23 protein-coding genes are annotated in these 19,602 nt (G+C 62.6%); 8 read left to right on the plus strand and 15 right to left on the minus strand.

Translation table 11 applies throughout. The features are described from left to right. Nucleotides 1-13 precede the first annotated feature (13 nt). The 3 genes from NKH41_RS22825 (at nucleotide 14) to NKH41_RS22835 (ending at nucleotide 2,890) form a co-directional block, all read left to right on the plus strand. Nucleotides 14-1,624 carry a phosphoenolpyruvate carboxykinase gene (locus NKH41_RS22825; RefSeq protein WP_352451655.1) on the plus strand — a complete coding sequence of 537 codons (1,611 nt, stop codon included), beginning with the start codon at nucleotides 14-16 and terminating at the stop codon, nucleotides 1,622-1,624. 79 nt (nucleotides 1,625-1,703) lie between these two features. Beyond that, nucleotides 1,704-2,141: an alternative ribosome rescue aminoacyl-tRNA hydrolase ArfB gene (arfB, locus tag NKH41_RS22830; protein ID WP_023677545.1), complete on the plus strand. Its 438-nt coding sequence runs from the start codon at nucleotides 1,704-1,706 to the stop codon at nucleotides 2,139-2,141. A gap of 131 nt (nucleotides 2,142-2,272) precedes the next feature. Then, complete coding sequence (locus NKH41_RS22835) at nucleotides 2,273-2,890, plus strand: alpha-ketoglutarate-dependent dioxygenase AlkB family protein (RefSeq protein ID WP_352743924.1); 618 nt, start codon at nucleotides 2,273-2,275, stop codon at nucleotides 2,888-2,890. On the opposite strand, the gene NKH41_RS22840 is transcribed toward NKH41_RS22835, so the two are convergent. From NKH41_RS22840 to hisB, 14 genes are all read right to left on the minus strand, one after another. Beyond that, the gene (locus NKH41_RS22840) at nucleotides 2,853-4,286 is read right to left on the minus strand and encodes a hypothetical protein (protein WP_352778969.1); all 1,434 of its coding nucleotides are present in this window, start codon (nucleotides 4,284-4,286) and stop codon (nucleotides 2,853-2,855) included. The genes NKH41_RS22835 and NKH41_RS22840 overlap by 38 nt on opposite strands. A 271-nt stretch (nucleotides 4,287-4,557) precedes the next feature. Continuing rightward, on the minus strand, nucleotides 4,558-6,132 hold the full coding sequence (locus NKH41_RS22845; RefSeq protein ID WP_352769698.1) for a hypothetical protein: 1,575 nt from the start codon (nucleotides 6,130-6,132) through the stop codon (nucleotides 4,558-4,560). Continuing rightward, complete coding sequence (locus tag NKH41_RS22850) at nucleotides 6,122-6,517, minus strand: GtrA family protein (protein WP_352451659.1); 396 nt, start codon at nucleotides 6,515-6,517, stop codon at nucleotides 6,122-6,124. Before NKH41_RS22850 ends, NKH41_RS22845 begins: the two co-directional genes overlap by 11 nt. A gap of 7 nt (nucleotides 6,518-6,524) precedes the next feature. Beyond that, the gene (locus NKH41_RS22855; RefSeq protein ID WP_352616823.1) at nucleotides 6,525-7,295 is read right to left on the minus strand and encodes a class I SAM-dependent methyltransferase; all 771 of its coding nucleotides are present in this window, start codon (nucleotides 7,293-7,295) and stop codon (nucleotides 6,525-6,527) included. Then, nucleotides 7,295-8,302, minus strand: coding sequence for a glycosyltransferase family 2 protein (locus NKH41_RS22860; protein WP_352454814.1), 1,008 nt, complete (start codon nucleotides 8,300-8,302; stop codon nucleotides 7,295-7,297). Before NKH41_RS22860 ends, NKH41_RS22855 begins: the two co-directional genes overlap by 1 nt. 77 nt (nucleotides 8,303-8,379) lie before the next feature. Continuing rightward, the gene (gene coaA / locus NKH41_RS22865) at nucleotides 8,380-9,339 is read right to left on the minus strand and encodes a type I pantothenate kinase (protein ID WP_254815935.1); all 960 of its coding nucleotides are present in this window, start codon (nucleotides 9,337-9,339) and stop codon (nucleotides 8,380-8,382) included. 18 nt (nucleotides 9,340-9,357) lie between these two features. Beyond that, nucleotides 9,358-9,684 carry a phosphoribosyl-ATP diphosphatase gene (locus tag NKH41_RS22870; protein WP_352451663.1) on the minus strand — a complete coding sequence of 109 codons (327 nt, stop codon included), beginning with the start codon at nucleotides 9,682-9,684 and terminating at the stop codon, nucleotides 9,358-9,360. 36 nt (nucleotides 9,685-9,720) lie between these two features. Then, nucleotides 9,721-10,515, minus strand: a complete 795-nt coding sequence (gene hisF / locus NKH41_RS22875) for an imidazole glycerol phosphate synthase subunit HisF (protein ID WP_023677537.1) — start codon at nucleotides 10,513-10,515, stop codon at nucleotides 9,721-9,723. Continuing rightward, nucleotides 10,512-11,348, minus strand: coding sequence for an arginase family protein (locus NKH41_RS22880; protein ID WP_352769694.1), 837 nt, complete (start codon nucleotides 11,346-11,348; stop codon nucleotides 10,512-10,514). The genes hisF and NKH41_RS22880 overlap by 4 nt, the downstream gene beginning before the upstream one ends. Next, the gene (gene hisA, locus NKH41_RS22885; RefSeq protein WP_352472580.1) at nucleotides 11,345-12,094 is read right to left on the minus strand and encodes a 1-(5-phosphoribosyl)-5-[(5-phosphoribosylamino)methylideneamino]imidazole-4-carboxamide isomerase; all 750 of its coding nucleotides are present in this window, start codon (nucleotides 12,092-12,094) and stop codon (nucleotides 11,345-11,347) included. Before hisA ends, NKH41_RS22880 begins: the two co-directional genes overlap by 4 nt. A 2-nt stretch (nucleotides 12,095-12,096) precedes the next feature. After that, nucleotides 12,097-12,387, minus strand: coding sequence for a DUF1330 domain-containing protein (locus NKH41_RS22890; protein ID WP_352769692.1), 291 nt, complete (start codon nucleotides 12,385-12,387; stop codon nucleotides 12,097-12,099). 3 nt (nucleotides 12,388-12,390) lie between these two features. Continuing rightward, nucleotides 12,391-13,041, minus strand: coding sequence for an imidazole glycerol phosphate synthase subunit HisH (hisH, locus tag NKH41_RS22895; RefSeq protein WP_023677533.1), 651 nt, complete (start codon nucleotides 13,039-13,041; stop codon nucleotides 12,391-12,393). Nucleotide 13,042: 1 nt separating this feature from the next. After that, entirely contained in the window at nucleotides 13,043-13,516 is a 474-nt protein-coding gene (locus NKH41_RS22900) for a DUF2628 domain-containing protein (RefSeq protein ID WP_352451667.1), read from the minus strand. A 4-nt stretch (nucleotides 13,517-13,520) separates the two neighbouring features. After that, the gene (hisB, locus tag NKH41_RS22905; protein WP_352769582.1) at nucleotides 13,521-14,120 is read right to left on the minus strand and encodes an imidazoleglycerol-phosphate dehydratase HisB; all 600 of its coding nucleotides are present in this window, start codon (nucleotides 14,118-14,120) and stop codon (nucleotides 13,521-13,523) included. A 225-nt stretch (nucleotides 14,121-14,345) separates the two neighbouring features. On the opposite strand from hisB, the gene hslV reads away from it, so the two are divergent. The 5 genes from hslV to NKH41_RS22930 all read left to right on the plus strand — a co-directional run bounded on the left by hslV (nucleotide 14,346) and on the right by NKH41_RS22930 (nucleotide 18,490). Beyond that, nucleotides 14,346-14,897 (plus strand): ATP-dependent protease subunit HslV, encoded by a 552-nt coding sequence (gene hslV / locus NKH41_RS22910; RefSeq protein WP_352472584.1) that lies wholly within the window; start codon nucleotides 14,346-14,348, stop codon nucleotides 14,895-14,897. Continuing rightward, nucleotides 14,887-15,429, plus strand: a complete 543-nt coding sequence (locus NKH41_RS22915; protein ID WP_352769690.1) for a GNAT family N-acetyltransferase — start codon at nucleotides 14,887-14,889, stop codon at nucleotides 15,427-15,429. The genes hslV and NKH41_RS22915 overlap by 11 nt, the downstream gene beginning before the upstream one ends. A 4-nt stretch (nucleotides 15,430-15,433) precedes the next feature. Beyond that, on the plus strand, nucleotides 15,434-16,030 hold the full coding sequence (locus NKH41_RS22920; protein ID WP_254815925.1) for a DUF2585 domain-containing protein: 597 nt from the start codon (nucleotides 15,434-15,436) through the stop codon (nucleotides 16,028-16,030). 4 nt (nucleotides 16,031-16,034) lie between these two features. Further along, entirely contained in the window at nucleotides 16,035-17,348 is a 1,314-nt protein-coding gene (hslU, locus tag NKH41_RS22925; RefSeq protein ID WP_254815924.1) for an ATP-dependent protease ATPase subunit HslU, read from the plus strand. A 182-nt stretch (nucleotides 17,349-17,530) separates the two neighbouring features. Continuing rightward, nucleotides 17,531-18,490 (plus strand): DUF1402 family protein, encoded by a 960-nt coding sequence (locus tag NKH41_RS22930; RefSeq protein ID WP_023677526.1) that lies wholly within the window; start codon nucleotides 17,531-17,533, stop codon nucleotides 18,488-18,490. Between the two features lie 34 nt (nucleotides 18,491-18,524). Here the strand turns inward: NKH41_RS22930 and NKH41_RS22935 are convergent, their stop codons facing one another. Then, complete coding sequence (locus tag NKH41_RS22935; protein WP_352934079.1) at nucleotides 18,525-19,499, minus strand: NAD(P)/FAD-dependent oxidoreductase; 975 nt, start codon at nucleotides 19,497-19,499, stop codon at nucleotides 18,525-18,527. Nucleotides 19,500-19,602: the final 103 nt, after the last annotated feature.

The following is a 19,602-nucleotide window of genomic DNA, read 5'->3' on the forward strand; positions in this document are numbered from 1 at the left end:
AGAAGGGACACCCATGTCGGAAGCCGGCAAACGCAATCCTGCATGTGCAATCGATCGCATCGGCCTGAGAACCACGGGCGTGGTGCGCTATAATTTCGGCGCGGCCGCGCTCTACGAGGAGGCAATCCGCCGTGGCGAGGCCCGACTCACCGCGCATGGCGCGCTTGCCGCCGAGACCGGGCAGCACACCGGCCGCTCGCCCAGGGACAAATTCGTGGTGCGCGACGAAAGCACCGCGCCGCATATATGGTGGGACAACAACAAAGCGATTTCGCCGATCCAGTTCGATACGCTGCTTGCCGATTTTCGCGCCCACGCGGCTGGAAAGGACCTTTATGTGCAGGACCTGGTCGGCGGCGCCGACGAGGAACTGAAGCTGCCGACCAGGGTGATCACGGAGCTTGCCTGGCACTCCTTGTTCATCCGCAATCTGCTCATCCGACCGGCCGCCGCCGAACTCGAGCATTTCATGCCCGATTTGACGATCATCGACCTGCCGTCGTTCCGCGCCGATCCCGCCCGCCACGGCACGCGCGGCGAAACGGTGATTGCCGTCGATCTTTCGCACATGATCGTGTTGATCGGCGGTACCTCGTATGCCGGCGAGATGAAGAAGTCGGTGTTCACCGTGCTCAACTATCTGCTGCCGGCAAAAGGTGTGATGCCGATGCACTGCTCGGCCAATGAAGGGCCCGTCGGCGACGCGGCCGTTTTCTTCGGCCTTTCCGGGACCGGCAAGACGACGTTGTCGGCCGACCCGTCGCGCACGCTGGTCGGCGACGACGAGCATGGCTGGGGACCGCACGGCATCTTCAATTTCGAGGGCGGCTGCTATGCCAAGACGATCAAGCTTTCGGCCGAAGCCGAGCCGGAGATCTTCGCCACCACCCAGCGCTTCGGCACGGTGCTGGAGAATGTGGCGCTCGACGCAGGCCGCGTGCCGGATTTCGACGATGGCGGGCTGACCGAAAACACACGCTGCGCCTATCCGCTCCACTTCATCCCCAACGCCAGCAAGACGGGGCGCGCCAGCCACCCGAAGAACATCATCATGCTGACCGCCGACGCATTCGGTGTGATGCCGCCGATCGCGCGGCTGACCCCGGCGCAGGCCATGTACCATTTCCTCTCCGGCTATACCGCCAAGGTGGCGGGGACCGAGAAGGGCGTTACGGAACCCGAAGCGACATTTTCGACATGCTTCGGCGCACCGTTCATGCCGCGGCATCCGTCGGAATACGGCAATCTGCTGCGCGAGCTCATCGCCCGCCACGGCGTCGATTGCTGGCTGGTCAACACCGGCTGGACCGGCGGCGCCTACGGCACCGGCAAGCGAATGCCGATCAAAGCAACGCGGGCGCTGCTTGCGGCGGCGCTCGACGGCTCGCTGAAAGCGGCCGACTTCCGCACCGACGCCAATTTCGGTTTCGACGTACCGGTGACGGTTGCCGGCGTCGACCGCGCCATTCTCGACCCTAGATCGACTTGGATCGACAAGCCCGCCTACGACCGGCAGGCGGCAAGGCTGGTCGGCATGTTCGTCGACAATTTCGAAAAGTTCGAAGCCCATGTCGACGCCACCGTGCTCGGCGCCGCACCACGCATGCAGGTAGCGGCTGAATAGCCGTCGCCCCTGGTGATGCTTCAAGGCCCGGCTTCGATCGGGCCTTTTCTTTTTTCGCCTGCCGCGCCATGAGTGCGGCATGAACGCCGACGACAAGATCATCATTACCGACGATGCGGTGATTAATCCGGGCGACCTGCACGAGGACTTCATCCGTTCGTCCGGCCCGGGCGGCCAGAACGTCAACAAGGTGGCGACGGCAGTGCAATTGCGCTTCGATGCCGCCAATGCGGCTGGCCTGTCGGAGCGGGTGCGCGAACGGACCATCAAGCTTGCCGGCCAGCGCGCCACCAAGGACGGCGTCATCGTCATTGAAGCCGGACGCTTCCGCACCCAGGAGCAGAACCGGGCGGACGCCCGGGCGCGGCTGACGGCACTGGTCGCCAAGGCCGCCGAACCACCACCACCGCCGCGCAAGAAGACCAGGCCGTCCAAAGGCGCGGTCGAAAGACGGCTCAAGAGCAAGGCCGGGCGCGGCTCGATCAAGAAACTGCGCGGCCGGGTCGGGGATGAGTGACAGCCGAAGCGGCTTCGGATCTCAGATCGCCGGTTAAAGCGCGCAGCCACCGTCGGAGGCGGCTTTCGGGTCGCCGTTTTCATTTGACGGTGGCATTCTGATTTCTCCAGACCAACGGATTAAGCGACGCGATGCTCGTACTGCCCAAAGGCGTCCGCCATATGCCCGGCTACCTGTCGCGCGCCATGCAGGAAGTGCTGGTTGAAGATATCAGGCAGATCGTGCAGAACGCGCCGCTGTTCGTGCCGGCGATGCCGCGTACCGGCAAGGAGATGAGCGTGCGCATGACCAATTGCGGTCCGCTGGGCTGGGTCACCGACAAGGAGCACGGCTATCGCTACCAGCCGACCCATCCGGTGACCGGAAGGCCTTGGCCGCCGATCCCGGAGATGCTGCTCGAACTGTGGCGGGATGTATCTGCCTATGCGCACCTGCCGGAAGCCTGCCTGGTCAATTTCTATTCGCAGGATGCCAAGATGGGTCTTCACCAGGACCGCGACGAGAGCGATTTCTCCGCGCCTGTCGTCTCGGTGTCGCTCGGCGACGATTGCCTGTTCCGGGTCGGCCAGACGACGCGCGACGGCGCCACCAAATCGTTCAGGCTGAGGAGCGGCGACGTCGTCGTGCTTGGCGGCGAAGGGCGGCTCTGCTTTCACGGCGTCGACCGTATCTACCCGTCGACCTCGGCATTGCTCAGGAGTGGCGGCCGCATCAATCTGACGCTGCGACGGGTGACGATGCCGAAATAGGCTGTTCGGGTGGCCGGCGGCCCGGGCGGACATAATCGTCGCGCAGATAGATGCGCTCGGTCTCGTCCTCGATAAGAATGCGGTAGTGCGCCAGGATGGCGTCAAAGCCAAAACGCTCCATCAATTGGCTTGTCCACATCGTGTTGTTTTTCTTGAAGACGACGATATCCGGGCGCAGACGCACGAACTCTTCGCGTTTGCTTTCGACGTAGCGCGCCATGATGGCTTGGTAACGCATGGCTTCGGCGGTGTCACCCGAGAGAGATGCCTGCCGGGACAGGGAAAGTGCGAACGCTCCAAGCCAATCGCTGACGTGGGTCGAAACGAACTGCCCATCGATCATACGGTTCAACGGATGTCCCGAGGAAATATCCGAACTGACCAACGCTACGGTCGGCCGATCGGTGGCGGCGCGAATTGCAGCAACCAGCGCCGGCCCTGGTTTCTGGGTGCTCCAGTACGGCAAGAAAGCGATTGCCACCGCCGCCAATGCCCAAGCTCGCGAAGGAGCCGTCACGAACGTCAACAGCTTCGACGGCTGCTGCACGATCCTGGGCAGTGCCAACAGGCAGAAAATGGCTGCCGCGGCGCAAAAGATCGCGGGATAGGCATGATAAGACCAGCCTTTGGCTTGGTAGAACAGGGGAAACATGCCGGCGATCGATGCCGCCAACGCTACCGCCGCCAGCTCTGGAAACCGCCTGGCCGGCCACAGCCAACAGATCAGGAAGACAAGGAAACACCACGAGAAACCGTAGCCGATCACAATCGGCCAAAAGATGCCGATCTTTGCATAAACGTCCGCCAAGAGGGGATAGATGTCGCGCACAAATTCCGGATGGATCAGCGTGACCGTGCTGAGATAGACAACGCAGATGCCGCCAATGACCCAGTGTTCCAGGGCGAAGATCGATTTCAGACTGCGCCGGCGCACTGCAACGACCAGCGCCGGCGCCAACACCATGATCGCATAGTAGGGCTTGACCAGCAGCAGAATGCTGCCCGACAGGCCGGCGAGTACGGCGAGCCCGGGGTCTGGTTGGGCAGCTGCATCTCTGCGCGCGCGCCAGGCATGAAGCGCAAGCAGCGGCATGAAAAGTGCCATGCCGATATGCTCCCGCTCACTGAAGGCATTTCCGGGGAAGACCACCAACATTGCGCAAAACGCTGGCCCCAGTGCAAACAATGATGCAGTTTCGGTGAAACCCGCACGCTTGACGATCACGCCCGAGAGCGAAAGTCCGATAAGCACGGCAAGGTATGTCCAGGCCTCAACCAGGATTTCCGGGGCGGTGCCCAGCAATCTGGCCGCAGCCACTGGCGGCAGATAGAGCCAGACGCTGAATGGGGGATTGGTCTCGTAGATTTGCGAGTAAAGCCGCTCACCGGACAGCATACGCTCGCAGACAGTGATCAGCCAGCTAGTGTCGGGAACAGTCCCCCAACGTCGCTGCCAGAAGATCGAGAAGACGGTGACTGCGGCAATGGCCAGGACATTGCGGCTAGGAAGCAGCGACGCCGCAATATCCCGGTCGCGCCAGCGGCTCAAGCCGCCAATGTCGTTCGAGACGCTCATGCTGTTGCACCGAGGCTCTCGAGATCGAGCCATATGTCGTCCAGTGGAGCGATTGGATCCAGCCGTGTCATGGGTTTCCGGGGGCTCCTGCTCAATCGGTTTGGAGCGGCGCAGGCGCCGTGTAACGCACATAGACAGTGATTTCCGGCTCGGCGTGCAGCTGACGATAGTCGGCCAAGGCGACCTGGATCCGCTTGTCCTGCAGCATCAGGGCAGTCCACGCCGGCGAGCCTGACAGCACGATATCGGGCTTCTTCGCTGATATCTCGGCGGCGTTTTCGCCGATCACCCGATCGCGGATGCTTTCAAGTTCCGGTCTCCGTTCGAGATCGCCGGTGACGCGGGCGAGCGTGTCCGCGTTGGAGACCGCCCAGGCGCTCGGATGGCGTGATATGAACCTGCCGCCGACCAGCCTGGCGAGGGGATGGGCAACCTGCATCTGGTCGGCAATCGACATGATGGTCGGGGTTTCGACCGTTGCGCGGATCGCGGCGACAGACCGGGCGATCGGGCCGTTATCCGTCGTCAGCGCCGCGTACTGTGCCCTGACCGCTATTTGCAGCACCAGCACGCAGCCGAAGATCAGGGCGGCCTTGCGAACGAAGCCTGCACTGCCGAATGTGCCGAACCGCACAAGCTGGATGCCAAATGCAAGTGTCGCAACAACGACCATCGGCAGCGCGTGATTGGGCCAACCCTTGCCCATGACAATGAAGGCCGGAATGAACCCCAGGGCGGTCAGGAGCGGAATCCTGACGTCCCAGTTCGTCTTTCTCAGGCCGCCGGCCGCAAGCACGGTGGCGGCGGCCAGAAGCAGCACCACTTTCGGCCAGTTTGCCAGCATATCGGCGGCAGAGGCCCTCAACGGAAGATAGACCTCCCTGACCAAGGGCAGGACGTCGCTGACGTAAGCGCGGTCGAAGAGCGCGATGGACGCTATATAGGCGGCCACGATCGCAGCGCCCACCAGGTTCTCTGCGACGAAGACCGGTCTCAGCGACCGCCTTTCAAGCGCAAGACAGAGCGACGGCAACATGAAGGCCAGCACAAAATAGGGCGGCTTGACCATGACCACGACCGCCGCGCCGAAACCCGCGACCATGTGCTCCAGGCGCGAGCCCGCGCTGAAATCCAGGTTCCGCTGACGTGTGCATTGCAACGCCACCCAAGGCAGAATGGCAATCAATGCGAAGTGCTCGCGTTGGCCGAATTGATCCGGCATGAAACACAGGATCAAAAACAGGGCCGCCGCTGCCGCCCACAGCGCATGGGGCTGCCGGTAGACCGGTTCATCGCGCGCGAGAATACGGACGGAACCGAAAAGACTGGCCAGGCTCAGGCAAACGACGCCAAGCGTCAGCCAGAATTCCGCACGTATGCCGGTGAGCTTTTCCAGGAGCATGAATGGCATGTAGAGCCAGATCGAGAAAGGTGGGTTCGTCTCCACGATGTCCGTGTTGAGCCGCTCTCCGCCAAGCAGGCGGTCGCAGACGACCAGAAGCCATGACACGTCGACATTGGTCGGGATTGCAACGGTGGATAGCCAGACGGCGTATGTGACGACCAGGCAGGCCAGCAGCAACGGAGCACCCGCTACGCCCGCAAAGGGCGAGAAGCGGTTGGCGCCGGGCAGCAGTTCATTGAGGGGTCGCGCGCTAGAGACCACGAAACACCCAGCGCCCGAGGACGACATAGTTGATGACCGGCACGGCAATGCAGGTAAGCAGGATCGGGACTGCGGCGGGGATGCCGAGCATCTGGGTCAAAAGCGCCGGCAGGGCGATCGCGACGGCGAGGCCGGAAGCGGTGAGCAGGAGGAAGCGGGGCAGTTCCATCGCGTGGCTGCCGCCCGAGGTGAAGGTGAAATATTTATGCCCGGTGTAGGAGAACAGCGCGGCGACGGCGTAGGCCGCAAACGATGTGAGCGCCGCCGGCAGGGCCGCCGTTGCCTGTCCACGCGACAGCAGGAAAGCGCAAACGGCGTAGATCAGCGTCGACGCAATGCCAATCAGCGCAAAGCGCGATAGTCGACGATACGAGCCGGTGCCCATAACGCGGTCAAGCTGCCAATTTCTCGTCGAGGCGAGCGGTTTCGACGGCGCTGTCCCTGCGGAACACCGCCAGCAGCGAAACGCCGAAGGGCAGGTTTGCATTTGGTATGATGCGGCCTTCCGCCGAAAACACTGCCTTCATCGCCGCATTCAGTGGTTTCGGCGGCGTGGCATGACCGGCTGGCAAGGCCGGCCTGCGCAACCTGTCCACCAGTCGTGCCAGCGCCGCTACCGGGAAGAGCGCGGCATTTGTGTAGCTCAGCCGGTCGATCGCGAAACCAGCCTTTTCAATTCGTTCACGCAGCAGATTGCGTGAATAGCGCCGCATGTGATGCAGCCCAACATCATGCGTGCTCCACAACCATTGGTGTGCTGGCACCGTGAGGACGACGCCGCCGCCCGGCTTCAGCATCTGGCGGATCGCGGCAAGCGACGCCTCGTCTTCGGCGACATGCTCCAGCACGTCGAACAGGCAGACGAGGTCGCAGCTTTGCGGCGCGACAGGAATGTTGTCCGGCAGATGGCCGGCGAGGAAGTCGCGGCCGGTCTTTTCCCAGGCAATCCTGCGCGCGAGATCGCTCATCTCGACTGCCGTCACTGCGCCGAACTGCTCCAGCATCCGGATGTTGCCGCCGGTGCCGGCGCCGATCTCTACGATGCGCGCGTTTTCAGGCAGGCCGATGCTGCGAATGACCGCCTCGGCGATGGCGCGACGCCCGCAGAACCACCAATGCTCGTCTTCGGTGGCGGCCATCTGTCGGTAAGCGTCGATCTCCATCAGCTCATTCCCTCATATTTGCGGCGCACGATATAGATCGGACGCTGCTTGATCTCGGCGTAGACCCTGCCGAGGTATTGTCCGATGATGCCGATGCCGAGTAACTGGATGCCGCCAAGGAAAAGAACACTGACCAGCAGGGAGGCGTAGCCGGGCACATCAACGCCAAAGATCATTGTCTTGGCGACGATCAGCAGGCCGTAGAGGAACGACAGCGCGGAAATCGTCGCGCCGACATAGGTCCAGATTTCAAGCGGAGCGGTGGAGAAGCTGGTGATGCCTTCGAGCGCGAAGTTCCACAGCTTCCAGCCGGAGAATTTCGACTGGCCGGCGATGCGCTGATCGCGGACATATTCGACGCTTGCGGTACGGAACCCGACCCAGGCGAACAGGCCCTTCATGAAACGACGGCGTTCGGGCAAAGACCGCAGCGCCTGGATGACCTGGCGGTCGATCAAACGGAAGTCGCCGACATCGTGCGGGATCTTCTGCTGCGCGATCCAGTTGTGAACGCGGTAGAACATCGAGGCGGAGCGCTGCTTGAGAAAGCTGTCGCTCGACCGATTGGCTCGCTTGGCCAGAACAACCTCAAAACCCTCGCGCCACTTTTCCACAAGCAGCGGAATGACATGCGGCGGATCCTGCATATCGACATCCATCGGGATCGCTGCATCGGCATCGCAGCTGTCGAGCCCCGCGGTCATCGCGGCTTCCTTGCCGAAATTGCGTGAAAGGTCGATTACGTGGATGCGTGGATCGGTTTGTTGGGCTTCGATCAGCTTTTCGAGCGTCGTATCGCTGCTGCCGTCGTTGACGAAGATGAACTCGAGGGCAACGCCTTTGTCCTTCAGCGGCGCGGTGCTTTCGCATACCGCCTTCAGGAATGGAGCAATTGCGCCTTCCTCATTGTGGACAGGCACGATCAGGGCAATCGTTGCGCCGCCGCTGCCCGGACGTGCGATGCGGTCAGCTGCCGGCCGATCGATGTTTAGGAATGGCGCATTCATTTGTTTGCCGAGCCCGCAGATCAGGCCCGACAATAGAAAGACTGGGTTAAGATGACTTTAAGGAATGTCCCGGGATTTCACAGTTTCCTGAGCGCCACTTCCTCGACCAGATGGTTGGCGCCCTTGCGCAGGATGAGATCGGCTCGGGCGCGGGTCGGCAATATATTCTCGCGCAGATTCTTAAGGTTGATGTTGGTCCACAGACCCTCGGCGATGGCGCGGGCCGCATCCTCGGAAAGTTGCGAATAGCGGTGAAAGAAGGAGGCCGGGTCGCGGAAGGCGGTTTCGCGCAACCGCATGAAGCGGGCGATATACCAGTGATGGATCAGCGCCTCCTCGGCATCGATGTAGATGGCAAAGTCGAAGAAATCCGACAGGAAAGGCACGATCTTGCCGTCCTTCGGCAGCTTGCCCGGCTGCAGGACATTAATGCCTTCGAAGATCAGGATGTCGGGCCGGTCGATGGTCTGGAACGCGCCCGGAATGACGTCATAGGTCAGGTGCGAATAGACCGGCGCGCGGACGTTGCGCTGCGCCGATTTGATGCCGGACAGGAAGCGCAGCAGCGCGCCGACGTCGTAGCTGTCCGGAAAGCCCTTGCGCTCCATCAGGTTGTTGCGGCGCAGGACTTCGTTCGGCAGCAGGAAACCATCGGTGGTGACCAGGTCGACCTTGGGACTCGACGGCCAGCGCGCCAGCAGCTCCTTCAGCACGCGCGCCGTGGTCGATTTGCCGACCGCGACGGAACCGGCAATGCCGATGATGAACGGTGTCTTGGCCGCGTCCAGCGCGTTGAAGAAGGCCTGGCGCTGCCTGAACAGGAGTTGACTGGCTTCGACATGAGCCGACAACAGCCGCGACATCGAAAGATAGATGCGCTCGACCTCGTGGAGATCGACCGGATCGTTCAGCGACCGCAGACGACGGACCTCGTCCTCGGTGAGCGTCATCGGCGTATCGGCGCGGAACCGCGACCATTGCTCGGCCGAGAAGAAACGATAGGGTGAATACTTCTCGGTAGGAGCGAGCTGGTCCATCGAGTTCCTCCGCAGCGATCAGCCCCGGTCCAGCCGAGACGCCTTTTCGGCGATGCCCGAACGACCGGTGCGGCGTTCAAGCTCGTTGAGCACATCGCTCAGCGGAATGCCCGCTACGCCAAGAACGACAAGCCAATGATAGATGAGATCGGCGCTTTCCGAAACAAGCGCGTCCCGGTCGGCGCTGACGGCTGCGATCACCGTTTCGACTGCCTCTTCGCCGAGTTTCTGCGCTGCCTTGCTCATGCCACGCTGAAAGAGCTTGGCCGTCCACGAATCCGGATCGCCGGAACGTGCGCGTTCGCCAATAATCTTCTCCAGATCGGAGAGCGAGAACTCGGTCATGACGGCGTTTACAGCCTCTTCTTAGCCGGAAAGGCTCTAGGACCGATTACCCGGCGAGTCCAGCCGCATCGGCAGTCCGGCCTGAGCCATGTGCAGCTTGGCTTCGGCGATGCTGTAGGTGCCGAAATGGAAGATCGACGCCGCCAGCACCGCGCCGGCATGGCCGTCGCGAATGCCTTCGACAAGGTGGTCGAGCGTGCCGACGCCACCGGAAGCGATGACCGGCACGCGTACGGCATCGGCGACCGCGCGGGTAAGGGCTATATCATAGCCGGCCTTGGTGCCGTCGCGGTCCATCGATGTTAGCAGGATCTCGCCGGCGCCGAGGTCGACCACTCGCCGAGCGAACTCGACGGCGTCGATGCCGGTCTTCTCGCGGCCGCCATGGGTGAATATCTCCCAGCGATCAGCCTCGCTCGCAGCGGACACTTTCTTGGCATCGATGGCGACGACGATGCACTGGTTGCCGAATTTGTCGGCAGCCTCGGCGACAAAATTTGGGGTCTTCACCGCCGCCGTGTTGATCGACACCTTGTCGGCGCCGGCCAGTAGCAGCTTCCTGATGTCGGCGACCTGACGGACGCCACCGCCAACGGTCAGCGGCATGAAACATTGTTCGGCGGTGCGGGCGATGACATCGAAAATGGTCTCGCGGTTTTCCGACGAGGCGGTGATGTCGAGAAAGCAGAGCTCGTCGGCGCCGGCCGCGTCATAGGCTTTTGCCGCTTCGACGGGATCGCCGGCATCGACCAGGTCGACGAAATTGACGCCCTTGACGACACGGCCGTTCTTGACGTCGAGACAGGGGATGACGCGGGCTTTCAGCATCAGATCCTCTCGATCGCCGCAAGAAAGTCGACAAGCAGCTGGCCGACGACGGGCGGAACTTCGGACTGGGAATCAAAGGCCGGGTCGTAGGCCGAGAGCGTCACGCCGACGATTGGGATTGACCTGGCCAGTCCGCAGGCAAGCTGCCGCAGCTGTTCCGGACTCGGGCCGCCCGGGTGCGCGTAGCGGTTCACCTGCAGCACATCCGGATCGAGGACATCCAGGTCGAGATGCAGATGCGCCCGCACAGTCCCTGTCGCCGTGAGCTTTCCGATCATATCGAGTGCACCGGCACATTCGGTGCGCACGATCGGCAAAGTTTCCAGCAGTCGCTTTTCGTCGGGATCGAGGTCGCGGGCATCGACCAGCATGCAGCGCGCCGGGTCTATCGGCCGGAACCCCGGAATTGCTGCCGCCATCGGATGCCAGCAGAGCCCGAGCGTCGCCGCCAGCGCCATGCCGTCGAGAAAGCCGTAGGCCGACGTCTCCGGCGTGTTGAGATCGCCATGCTGGTCGATCCAGATGATCGAATCCGCAGCTTCGCCGGCAACCGCACCGGCGGCGGTCAGGCAATTTCCAGCAAGGATAATGGGGAAGCGTCCTCCATCGCGGGCGAGGTTAACCTTGGTCGCGACGGCGTTGCAGACGGCGAAGCCGGTTGCAATTTCGCGCCCCTGCTCGTCTCCGACCTTGCCGATATCTTCGACGGCGACGTCATGGCCAGCCACGGTCAGGGCTTCGACCAGCCCACCGCCGACGATGGCGTCCGGCCCCTGGCCGCACCCTTCGTGATAGTGCCCGCTGTCGTAGGGAGCAACGATAATCGAGACCTTCACGTTTCACACCCTGCCATCGGTTTGCCACGCAGGATCGCCAATGCCTCGGCCGGGTCGATGCGGCCGTCGTAGAGGGCGCGGCCGGAGATCGCGCCTTCGAGCTTGCGGGCATCGGGCATGGTCATGCGCACGATGTCGGCGATCGAGGCGAGCCCGCCCGAGGCGATAACCGGGATCGACACCGCGTCGGCGAGATCGATGGTGGCGTCCCAGTTGATGCCAGTCAGCACACCGTCGCGGTCGATATCGGTGTAGATGATGGCGGCGACGCCGGCACCTTCGAATTTCCTCGCCAGTTCAATGACGCCGAGGCTCGAGGCCTCAGCCCAGCCTTCGACCGCGACCTTACCGCCCTTGGCGTCGATGCCGACAGCGATCTTGCCCGGGAATGCCTTGCAGGCCTGCCTGACCAGATCCGGATCGCGGACCGCCACGGTGCCAAGAATGACGCGGGCCAGCCCACGGTCGAGCCAGTCCTCGATCTGCGCCAGCGTGCGGATGCCGCCGCCGAGCTGCACCGGATTGCTCGTCGCCTTCAGGATGGCGCCGACCGCGGCACTGTTGACGCTCTGGCCCTTGAAGGCGCCGTTGAGGTCGACGACGTGCAACCATTCGAAGCCCTGCTCTTCGAAGACGCGCGCCTGAGCGGCGGGATCGTCATTGTAGATGGTGGCGGTCGCCATGTCGCCATGCCTGAGGCGCACGCATTTGCCGTCCTTGAGGTCTATCGCCGGAAACAGAAACACCTTCAGGCGCCTTCGACGATGACAAAGCGGCCGGTCGAGCCGGCGAGCCTGTACTTCAACGCCTCCTGGTATTCAGGCGAGCCGTAGCATTCCAGCGCCTTTTCATAGGATTCGAATTCCACCAGCACGTGGCGATTGCCTGCCGGTCCTTCCGGGCTGGTGTACCGCCCGGCGCGCACCGGGAACTTCGCGCCGTATTTCGCGAAAGCCGCGGCATTGGCCTCGATATATCGCTTGTAGATCTCGGGATCGCGGACATCGACCATTGCCATCCAATAGCCCTTCTTGCTCATGGTTCAGGGCCTCCAGCCTAGGAAATTGGTGATCAGCGCCAGGCCCAGCGCCTGGCTCTTCTCGGGGTGGAATTGCGTTCCGGCGAGGTTGTCGCGAGCGACAGCGGCCGTTACCGGGCCGCCATAGTCGGCAACCGCCAGCACCTCATCCTCCTTCCGTGCATCGAGATGGTAGGAGTGGACGAAATAGGCGTGCAGTCCCTTGCCACCCGTCGCAATGCCGGAAAACAGCGGATGCTTGCGCTTCAGGTCAATCGTGTTCCAGCCGATCTGCGGGATCTTCAGTGTCGGATCGGCCGGCGTGATCTCCTTGACGTCGCCGGCGACCCAGCCAAAGCCCTTTGTGACGGTCTTTTCCAGGCCTCGCTCCGACATCAGCTGCATGCCGACGCAGATGCCGAGGAACGGCCGAGCCTTGGCGATCGCCACCTCCTCGACCGCTTCCCACATGCCGGCGACCGCACGCAGTCCAGCGGCGCAATCGGCATAGGCACCGACGCCGGGCAGGACGATGCGGTCGGCGGTCCTGACCCGCTCGGCATCGGCGGTGAGTTCGATCGCGGCGGCAATACCGGCTTCATGCGCGGCACGCTCGAAGGCCTTGGTGGCCGAGCGCAGATTGCCCGACCCGTAATCGATGATCGCTACCCTCATCTCAGGGCTTTCCCGGAATATGGTTCAGCCCCAGCGCCAGGCCCATCTGCGCCGACCGGGCATGTGCTGCGTCTGGGACGATGCGTTGCACCGTCGGTTGTTCATCCGACTGAGCATCGGCTTCCAATGCATAGCGGAGGTCTGCGTCGTCGAGCCTGTCGGCCTCGACCACGCCCCATTCATGCCAGCCGCGACGGCGCAGGGCTGCGATCCGCAAGCCCTGCCCTTCCAGTCCGACAAAGAGCATGACAAGCAGGGATAAAAGCGAGCCGGTTGTTTCCAGGTCCAGCCTTTCGCCTAGCATCGAGAGCAGGCCCATGGCGACAAACGCCAATGCCGCCTCGACCCACAGCCGGTGCCAGGCCAGCCACAGCGGCGGCACCAGGAAGCCGAGCCAGGCAAAGCCGTCACGGATAAAGGTAGTGTCCACGCTTTCGCTGCGGCCTGGCGGCTTCATCACGACATAGATGGCCATGACGCTATCCTTTCAGGGATCCCTTGGTGGAGGGAACCGCGTCCGGCTGGCGCGGGTCGCGCTCAAGCGCCGAACGCAACACACGCGCCACGGCCTTGAAGCAGGTCTCGGCGATGTGGTGGTTGTTGGCGCCGTAATGATTGGTGACATGAAGCGTGATGCCGGCATTCTGCGCCAGCGCGTGGAAGAATTCGCGCACCAGCTCGGTGTCGAACGTACCGATCTTCGGCGACGAGAACGAAACATTCCAGACCAGAAAAGGCCGGCCGGAGACATCGATTGCCGCCCGCGTCAGTGTCTCGTCCATGGCGAGATCGATCGAGGCGTAGCGCATGATGCCGCGCCGCTCGCCCAACGCCTTGGCCAGCGCCTGGCCGAGCGCGATGCCCGTATCCTCGACCGTATGGTGGTCGTCTATGTGCAGGTCGCCCTTGGCCTTCACGGTCATGTCGATCAGCGAATGGCGCGACAACTGGTCCAGCATATGGTCGAAGAAGCCGACGCCCGTCGAAATGTCGGATTTGCCCGAGCCGTCGACCTGAACCGACACGGCGATGTCGGTTTCCCTGGTCTTGCGGCTTATCTCGGCGGAACGGGGCGCCATGACCTCATCCTTGTCTCAGATTTGCACGGTTCAGGCGTTCACATGCCTGAAAACGAAAGCCTTCTAGCAGCATGATCCGGCGATTGCCAGTTACCGCTGCGGAGCACAGTCCGGCCCGGCGGATGGCCGGTTTGCAATCATCCGGCCTATGCATACATATGGCCGATCAAGTCACTCGTAACGCGCCGATCGCCTCGATGGGATCGGTGCTGATCGGAGCAGAAAATGTCGAATGAACTGACCATGCATGCCACGACCATTCTGACCGTGCGCAAGGGCGGCAAAGTGGTGATCGCCGGCGACGGCCAGGTCAGCCTCGGCCAGACCATCATGAAGGGCAACGCCAAGAAGGTGCGCCGCATCGGCAAAAGCGGCAACGTCATTGCTGGCTTCGCCGGTGCCACCGCCGATGCCTTCACGCTGCTTGAGCGGCTCGAAGCCAAGCTCGAACAATATCCCGACCAGCTGACACGTGCCTGCGTCGAGCTCGCCAAGGACTGGCGCACCGACCGTTATTTGCGCCGGCTGGAAGCAATGATGCTGGTGGCCGACAAGTCGGTGTCGCTGGCGCTGACAGGCACCGGCGACGTGCTGGAGCCCGAATTTGGCGTCATGGCCATCGGCTCCGGCGGCAATTACGCGCTGGCGGCGGCACGCGCTTTGATGGACAGCGACAAGGGCGCAGAGGAGATCGCCCGCAAGGCGATGCAGATCGCGTCAGACATTTGCGTCTACACAAACAACAACTTCGTCGTCGAAACCCTCGATGCCGCCTGAGCGGAGCCTCCGCTATGGTTTTCGGCCGGTGATCCAGAGGGACCTGCCGATGATCGCCGGCTGGCTTGCCGAGCCGCATGTCGCCGAATGGTGGAACGACCCAGAGACCGAGATTGCGGAGATCCGCGAGCATATCGACAGCATTTCGGTCGAGCCGCTGATTATCGAGCTCGACGGAAAGCCCATCGGCTATTTGCAGAGCTACGATCCGCATCTGGAGGACGGCCATCCCTATAGCGACCAGCCGTTCGGCACGCTCGGCATCGATCTGTCGATCGGCGTGCCGGGGCTTGTCGGGGTCGGCCACGGCTCGGCGATCGTCCGGCAGTTCGTCGAGCAGCTTTTCGAGGAAGGTACGCCGCGCGTCATCATCGACCCGGACCCCGCCAATGCACGGGCTATCCGTGCCTATGAAAAGGCCGGTTTCAGGGCTATCGATCGCAAGAAGTCGGAATATGGCGATGCCGTGCTGATGGCGATTGATGCCCCAGAGGGCGACGCCGGACAGGGTGAGGCAAAAGAGGGGCAATAGCAGCATGAGCGTATCCAGCGACAAAACCGTCTCGGCCTACGAAGACAGCTGGCGAATGGGGCTTCTGTTGGTTCTCGGCCTGGTCATCTTCCAGGCCGGGGTCCTCTACGGCATGGGGCGGACGCCGATCTGTACCTGCGGCTATGTCAAGCTGTGGCACGGCATTGTGCAGAGCTCCGAGAATTCCCAGCATATTTCCGACTGGTACAGCTTCTCGCACATCATTCACGGCTTCTTGTTCTATGCGCTGGCGTGGTTCCTTTTCCCGCGCTCGCCGATCGGGCTCAGGCTGGCCTTTGCGGTGGTTATAGAGGGCGGCTGGGAGTTGCTCGAGAACAGCCCTTTCATCATCGACCGCTACCGCGCCGGCACAATCTCGCTCGACTATTATGGCGACAGCATCATCAATTCGGTGTCCGACACGCTGGCCATGGTGCTGGGGTTTGTCATGGCGCGAAGGCTTCCTATATGGGTGATCGTGACCCTCGCCCTCATCTTCGAATTCGGTGTCGGCTATCTCATCCGGGACAATCTGACACTCAACGTGATCATGCTGCTGCATCCGTTCGAGTCCATTCGGCAGTGGCAAAGTGGAATTTAGTGACATGAGCACCTTCTCTCCCCGCGAAATCGTTTCGGAACTCGACCGCTTCATCATCGGCCAGAAAGACGCCAAGCGTGCCGTGGCGATTGCCTTGCGCAACCGTTGGCGCCGCCAGCAGCTCGAGGGCCAGATGCGCGAAGAGGTGATGCCGAAGAATATCCTGATGATCGGCCCGACCGGTGTCGGCAAGACCGAGATTTCACGCCGCCTGGCACGCCTTGCCGGTGCGCCTTTCGTCAAGGTCGAAGCCACCAAGTTCACCGAGGTCGGTTATGTCGGCCGCGATGTCGAGCAGATCATCCGCGATCTGGTCGAGATCGCCATCGGGCTGGTGCGCGAGAAGATGCGCGAGGACGTCAAGGCGCGTGCCCACATCAACGCCGAGGAACGGGTGCTCGAAGCGCTCGTCGGCAAGACGGCGAGCCCGGCCACCCGCGACAGTTTCCGCAAGAAGCTGCGCGACGGCGAACTCGACGACAAGGAGATCGAGATCGAAGTGGCCGATACCGGCAATGGCGGCATGCCTGGCTTCGAGATTCCCGGCATGCCGGGCGCCAATATCGGCGTGCTCAACATCAACGACATGCTGTCGAAGGCGATGGGCGGCAAGAAGACCAAGTTGCGCAAGACGACCGTCAAGGAATCCTACGGGCTGTTGATCAGCGACGAGTCCGACAAGCTGCTCGATCAGGACGAAGTGGTGCGCAGGGCACTCGAATCGACCGAGAATGACGGCATCGTCTTCCTTGACGAGATTGACAAGATCGCCTCGCGCGAAGGCGGCATCGGTGCCGGTGTTTCGCGTGAAGGTGTGCAGCGCGACCTGCTGCCGCTGGTCGAAGGCACCACGGTTGCGACCAAATATGGACCGGTGAAGACCGACCACATCCTGTTCATCGCCTCGGGTGCGTTCCACGTCGCCAAGCCCTCCGACCTGCTGCCGGAATTGCAGGGCCGCCTGCCGATCCGCGTCGAGCTGCGGGCGCTGGAGAAGGACGATTTCGTCCGCATCCTCACCGAGACCGAAGCCAGCCTGATCAAGCAGTATATCGCGCTGATGAAGACCGAAGGCGTCGACCTGGTCTTCACCGATGACGCGATCGATTCGTTGGCCGGCATCGCCGTGGACCTTAACGCCAGCGTCGAGAATATCGGCGCCAGGCGGCTGCAGACGGTGATGGAACGGGTGCTGGACGATATCTCCTATGACGCGCCGGACCGCAACGGCACCTCGGTGACCATCGATGCCGCCTATGTCGAGAAGCATGTCGGCGACCTCTCCAGAAACACGGACTTGTCGCGTTTCATCTTGTAGGAGACGCTTCATTCTCGAAGAGGGTCGGGGAATTGCTCCCGGCCTCCCCAATTTGGCCCAGCATTCCCGATGTGTGGCCAAATGGAAGCATCCGGCAAGCTTTCGTCCCGTCGGGTGCAGGCGTCTCTCGACTCCCGGTGGAGCATTACCTAGTTTGCCGGCGACTATTTGGGCGGCGGCGCATGAAAAAACTGATCCTCGTCATTTTGGGGCTGACGCTGGCGGCAGCCATGTTCGCCGCGCAAGCGGCAACGATGGTGCCGCCGGGCAACCGCAACACCGAGCAGCCCGACATACCGGGCGCTTCGAGCCGGCGCACCCAGGCGACCAACACCACCTTCCAGGCGAAATACCGCAAAGTCTTTGCGCTGCTCCAGAACGATGCCGAGTTGCGCGGCAAGATCAAGCAGGCAGCCGCGGCCTATGGCATCGACCCAATGCATATCGTCGGCGCCATCGTCGGCGAGCACACCTACAATGTCGATGCCTACGACCGGCTGCAGACCTACTACGTCAAGGCGATTTCGTATCTGTCGAGCAAGCTCTCCTTTGCCTATGATGGCGAGGATATCTCCGATTTCGTGCAGCGGCCGCAATTTGCGAAATGCGCAGGGAAGTCCGACAGCTACGATCTGTGGGAGTGCCGCGAACAGGTGTGGAACCGGTCGTTCCGCGGCAAGACCGTCGACGGCGAGAGCTTTCCCAACGACCGCTTAGGCGCCACTTTCTTCCAGCCTTATTATGCCGGCCAGACTTTTGGCCTTGGCCAGCTCAATCCGCTGACGGCACTGCAAATGAGCGACCTCGTGCACAAGGTTTCCGGCCTGCCGGAACTCGACGTCGGCGATCCCAACGCGGTCTACAAGACCATCATGGATCCTGACCTGACACTGCCTTATGTCGCAGCAACAATCCGGAAATCGATCGACGCCTATAGAAGCATTGCCGGCTTTGACATCTCAGGCAATCCCGGCATCACGTCGACGCTCTACAATGTCGGCAACCCCGAACAGCGCGCCTATGCGCTGAAGGCCGAGAACGACAAGCGCCGCGCTGCGGGCGAGCCGGAAAAACTGCCCGAGGAAAATTACTATGGCTGGCTGGTCAACGACAAGCTGCCGGAGCTGAAGGCGCTGTTTTAGCCGAACGCGCTCGGCCAATTATCCACGCGGCGGATCAAGCCGCCAGCAGCGACTTTAACTTGATGGTCTGCGAGCCTAGCGCTTCCGGCGCCGGCCTTGCCTGCTTCGCAATCAGCATCTCGGCCAGCCTTATGTCGCGGGCGACCGCGTTGCCGGCGCCGATGCCGCTTGCCGCAACCAGCCTGCCGTCCTCGGCGAGGTGGAACAGGATGAAGGCGCCGTCGCCGAGGTCGCGGCGCACGATGCTGCGGCCTTCGTCCGACAGGCCGGCGATCTGCAAGGTCAGGCCGTACTGATCCGACCAGAACCACGGCACTGCGGCGTGGGCCTCGCCGGCGCCAAGCATATTCCTTGCGGCGAGCGCGCCCTGCTCCTGTGCGTTGCGCCAGGCTTCGAGCCGCACGCGCCGGCCGCCATAGAGGGCGAGCGGAAACGAACAGCAGTCGCCGGCGGCAAAGATATCCGGGTCGCTGGTGCGAAGCTCGGCGTCGACGGCGACACCATTGTCGACGGTCAGCCCCGCCTCCGCGGCAAGTCCGGTCACCGGCACGGCGCCGATGCCGATCACGGCAAGATCGGCGACAATGTCGTGTCCACCGGCGAGCGCGATGCGCACTTCGGCGCCATCATCGGCAATGGCGGCGATGCCCTCGCCGCACAGGATTTTCACGCCTTCCGCTTCATGCGCCTGATGGATGACCTCCGCGATCTCGGCTGGCACGCCGCGCATCAAGATGCGCGGCTGCGCCTCGATGATGGTGACCGCGGCACCCAGTCTGCGTGCCGCCGCGGCAAGCTCAAGCCCGATGAAGCCGCCGCCGACTATGGCGATGCGATTTCCGGCGCTGAGATGGGCGCGAATGGCCAGCGCGTCGTTGAAGGTCCGGAGGTAGACGCAGCGCCCGCCAAGGCCCGGCATAGGCAGCTTGCGCGGCACCGAACCGGTCGCCAGCAGGAGCTTGTCGTAGGCCAGGGCGGAACCGGGGGGGGGGGGGGGGGGGCGCGCCAAGCCGCCGGCACCGCCCCCCCCCCCCCCCCCGGAGGGGACGGAGCAGGGGGATAGAAGCAACAACACGCACCCCACCCAAGAGAGAACGAAGAGCGGGGGGGGG

It is taken from the genome of Mesorhizobium sp. M1169, assembly GCF_040318345.1.
Taxonomy (GTDB): domain Bacteria; phylum Pseudomonadota; class Alphaproteobacteria; order Rhizobiales; family Rhizobiaceae; genus Mesorhizobium.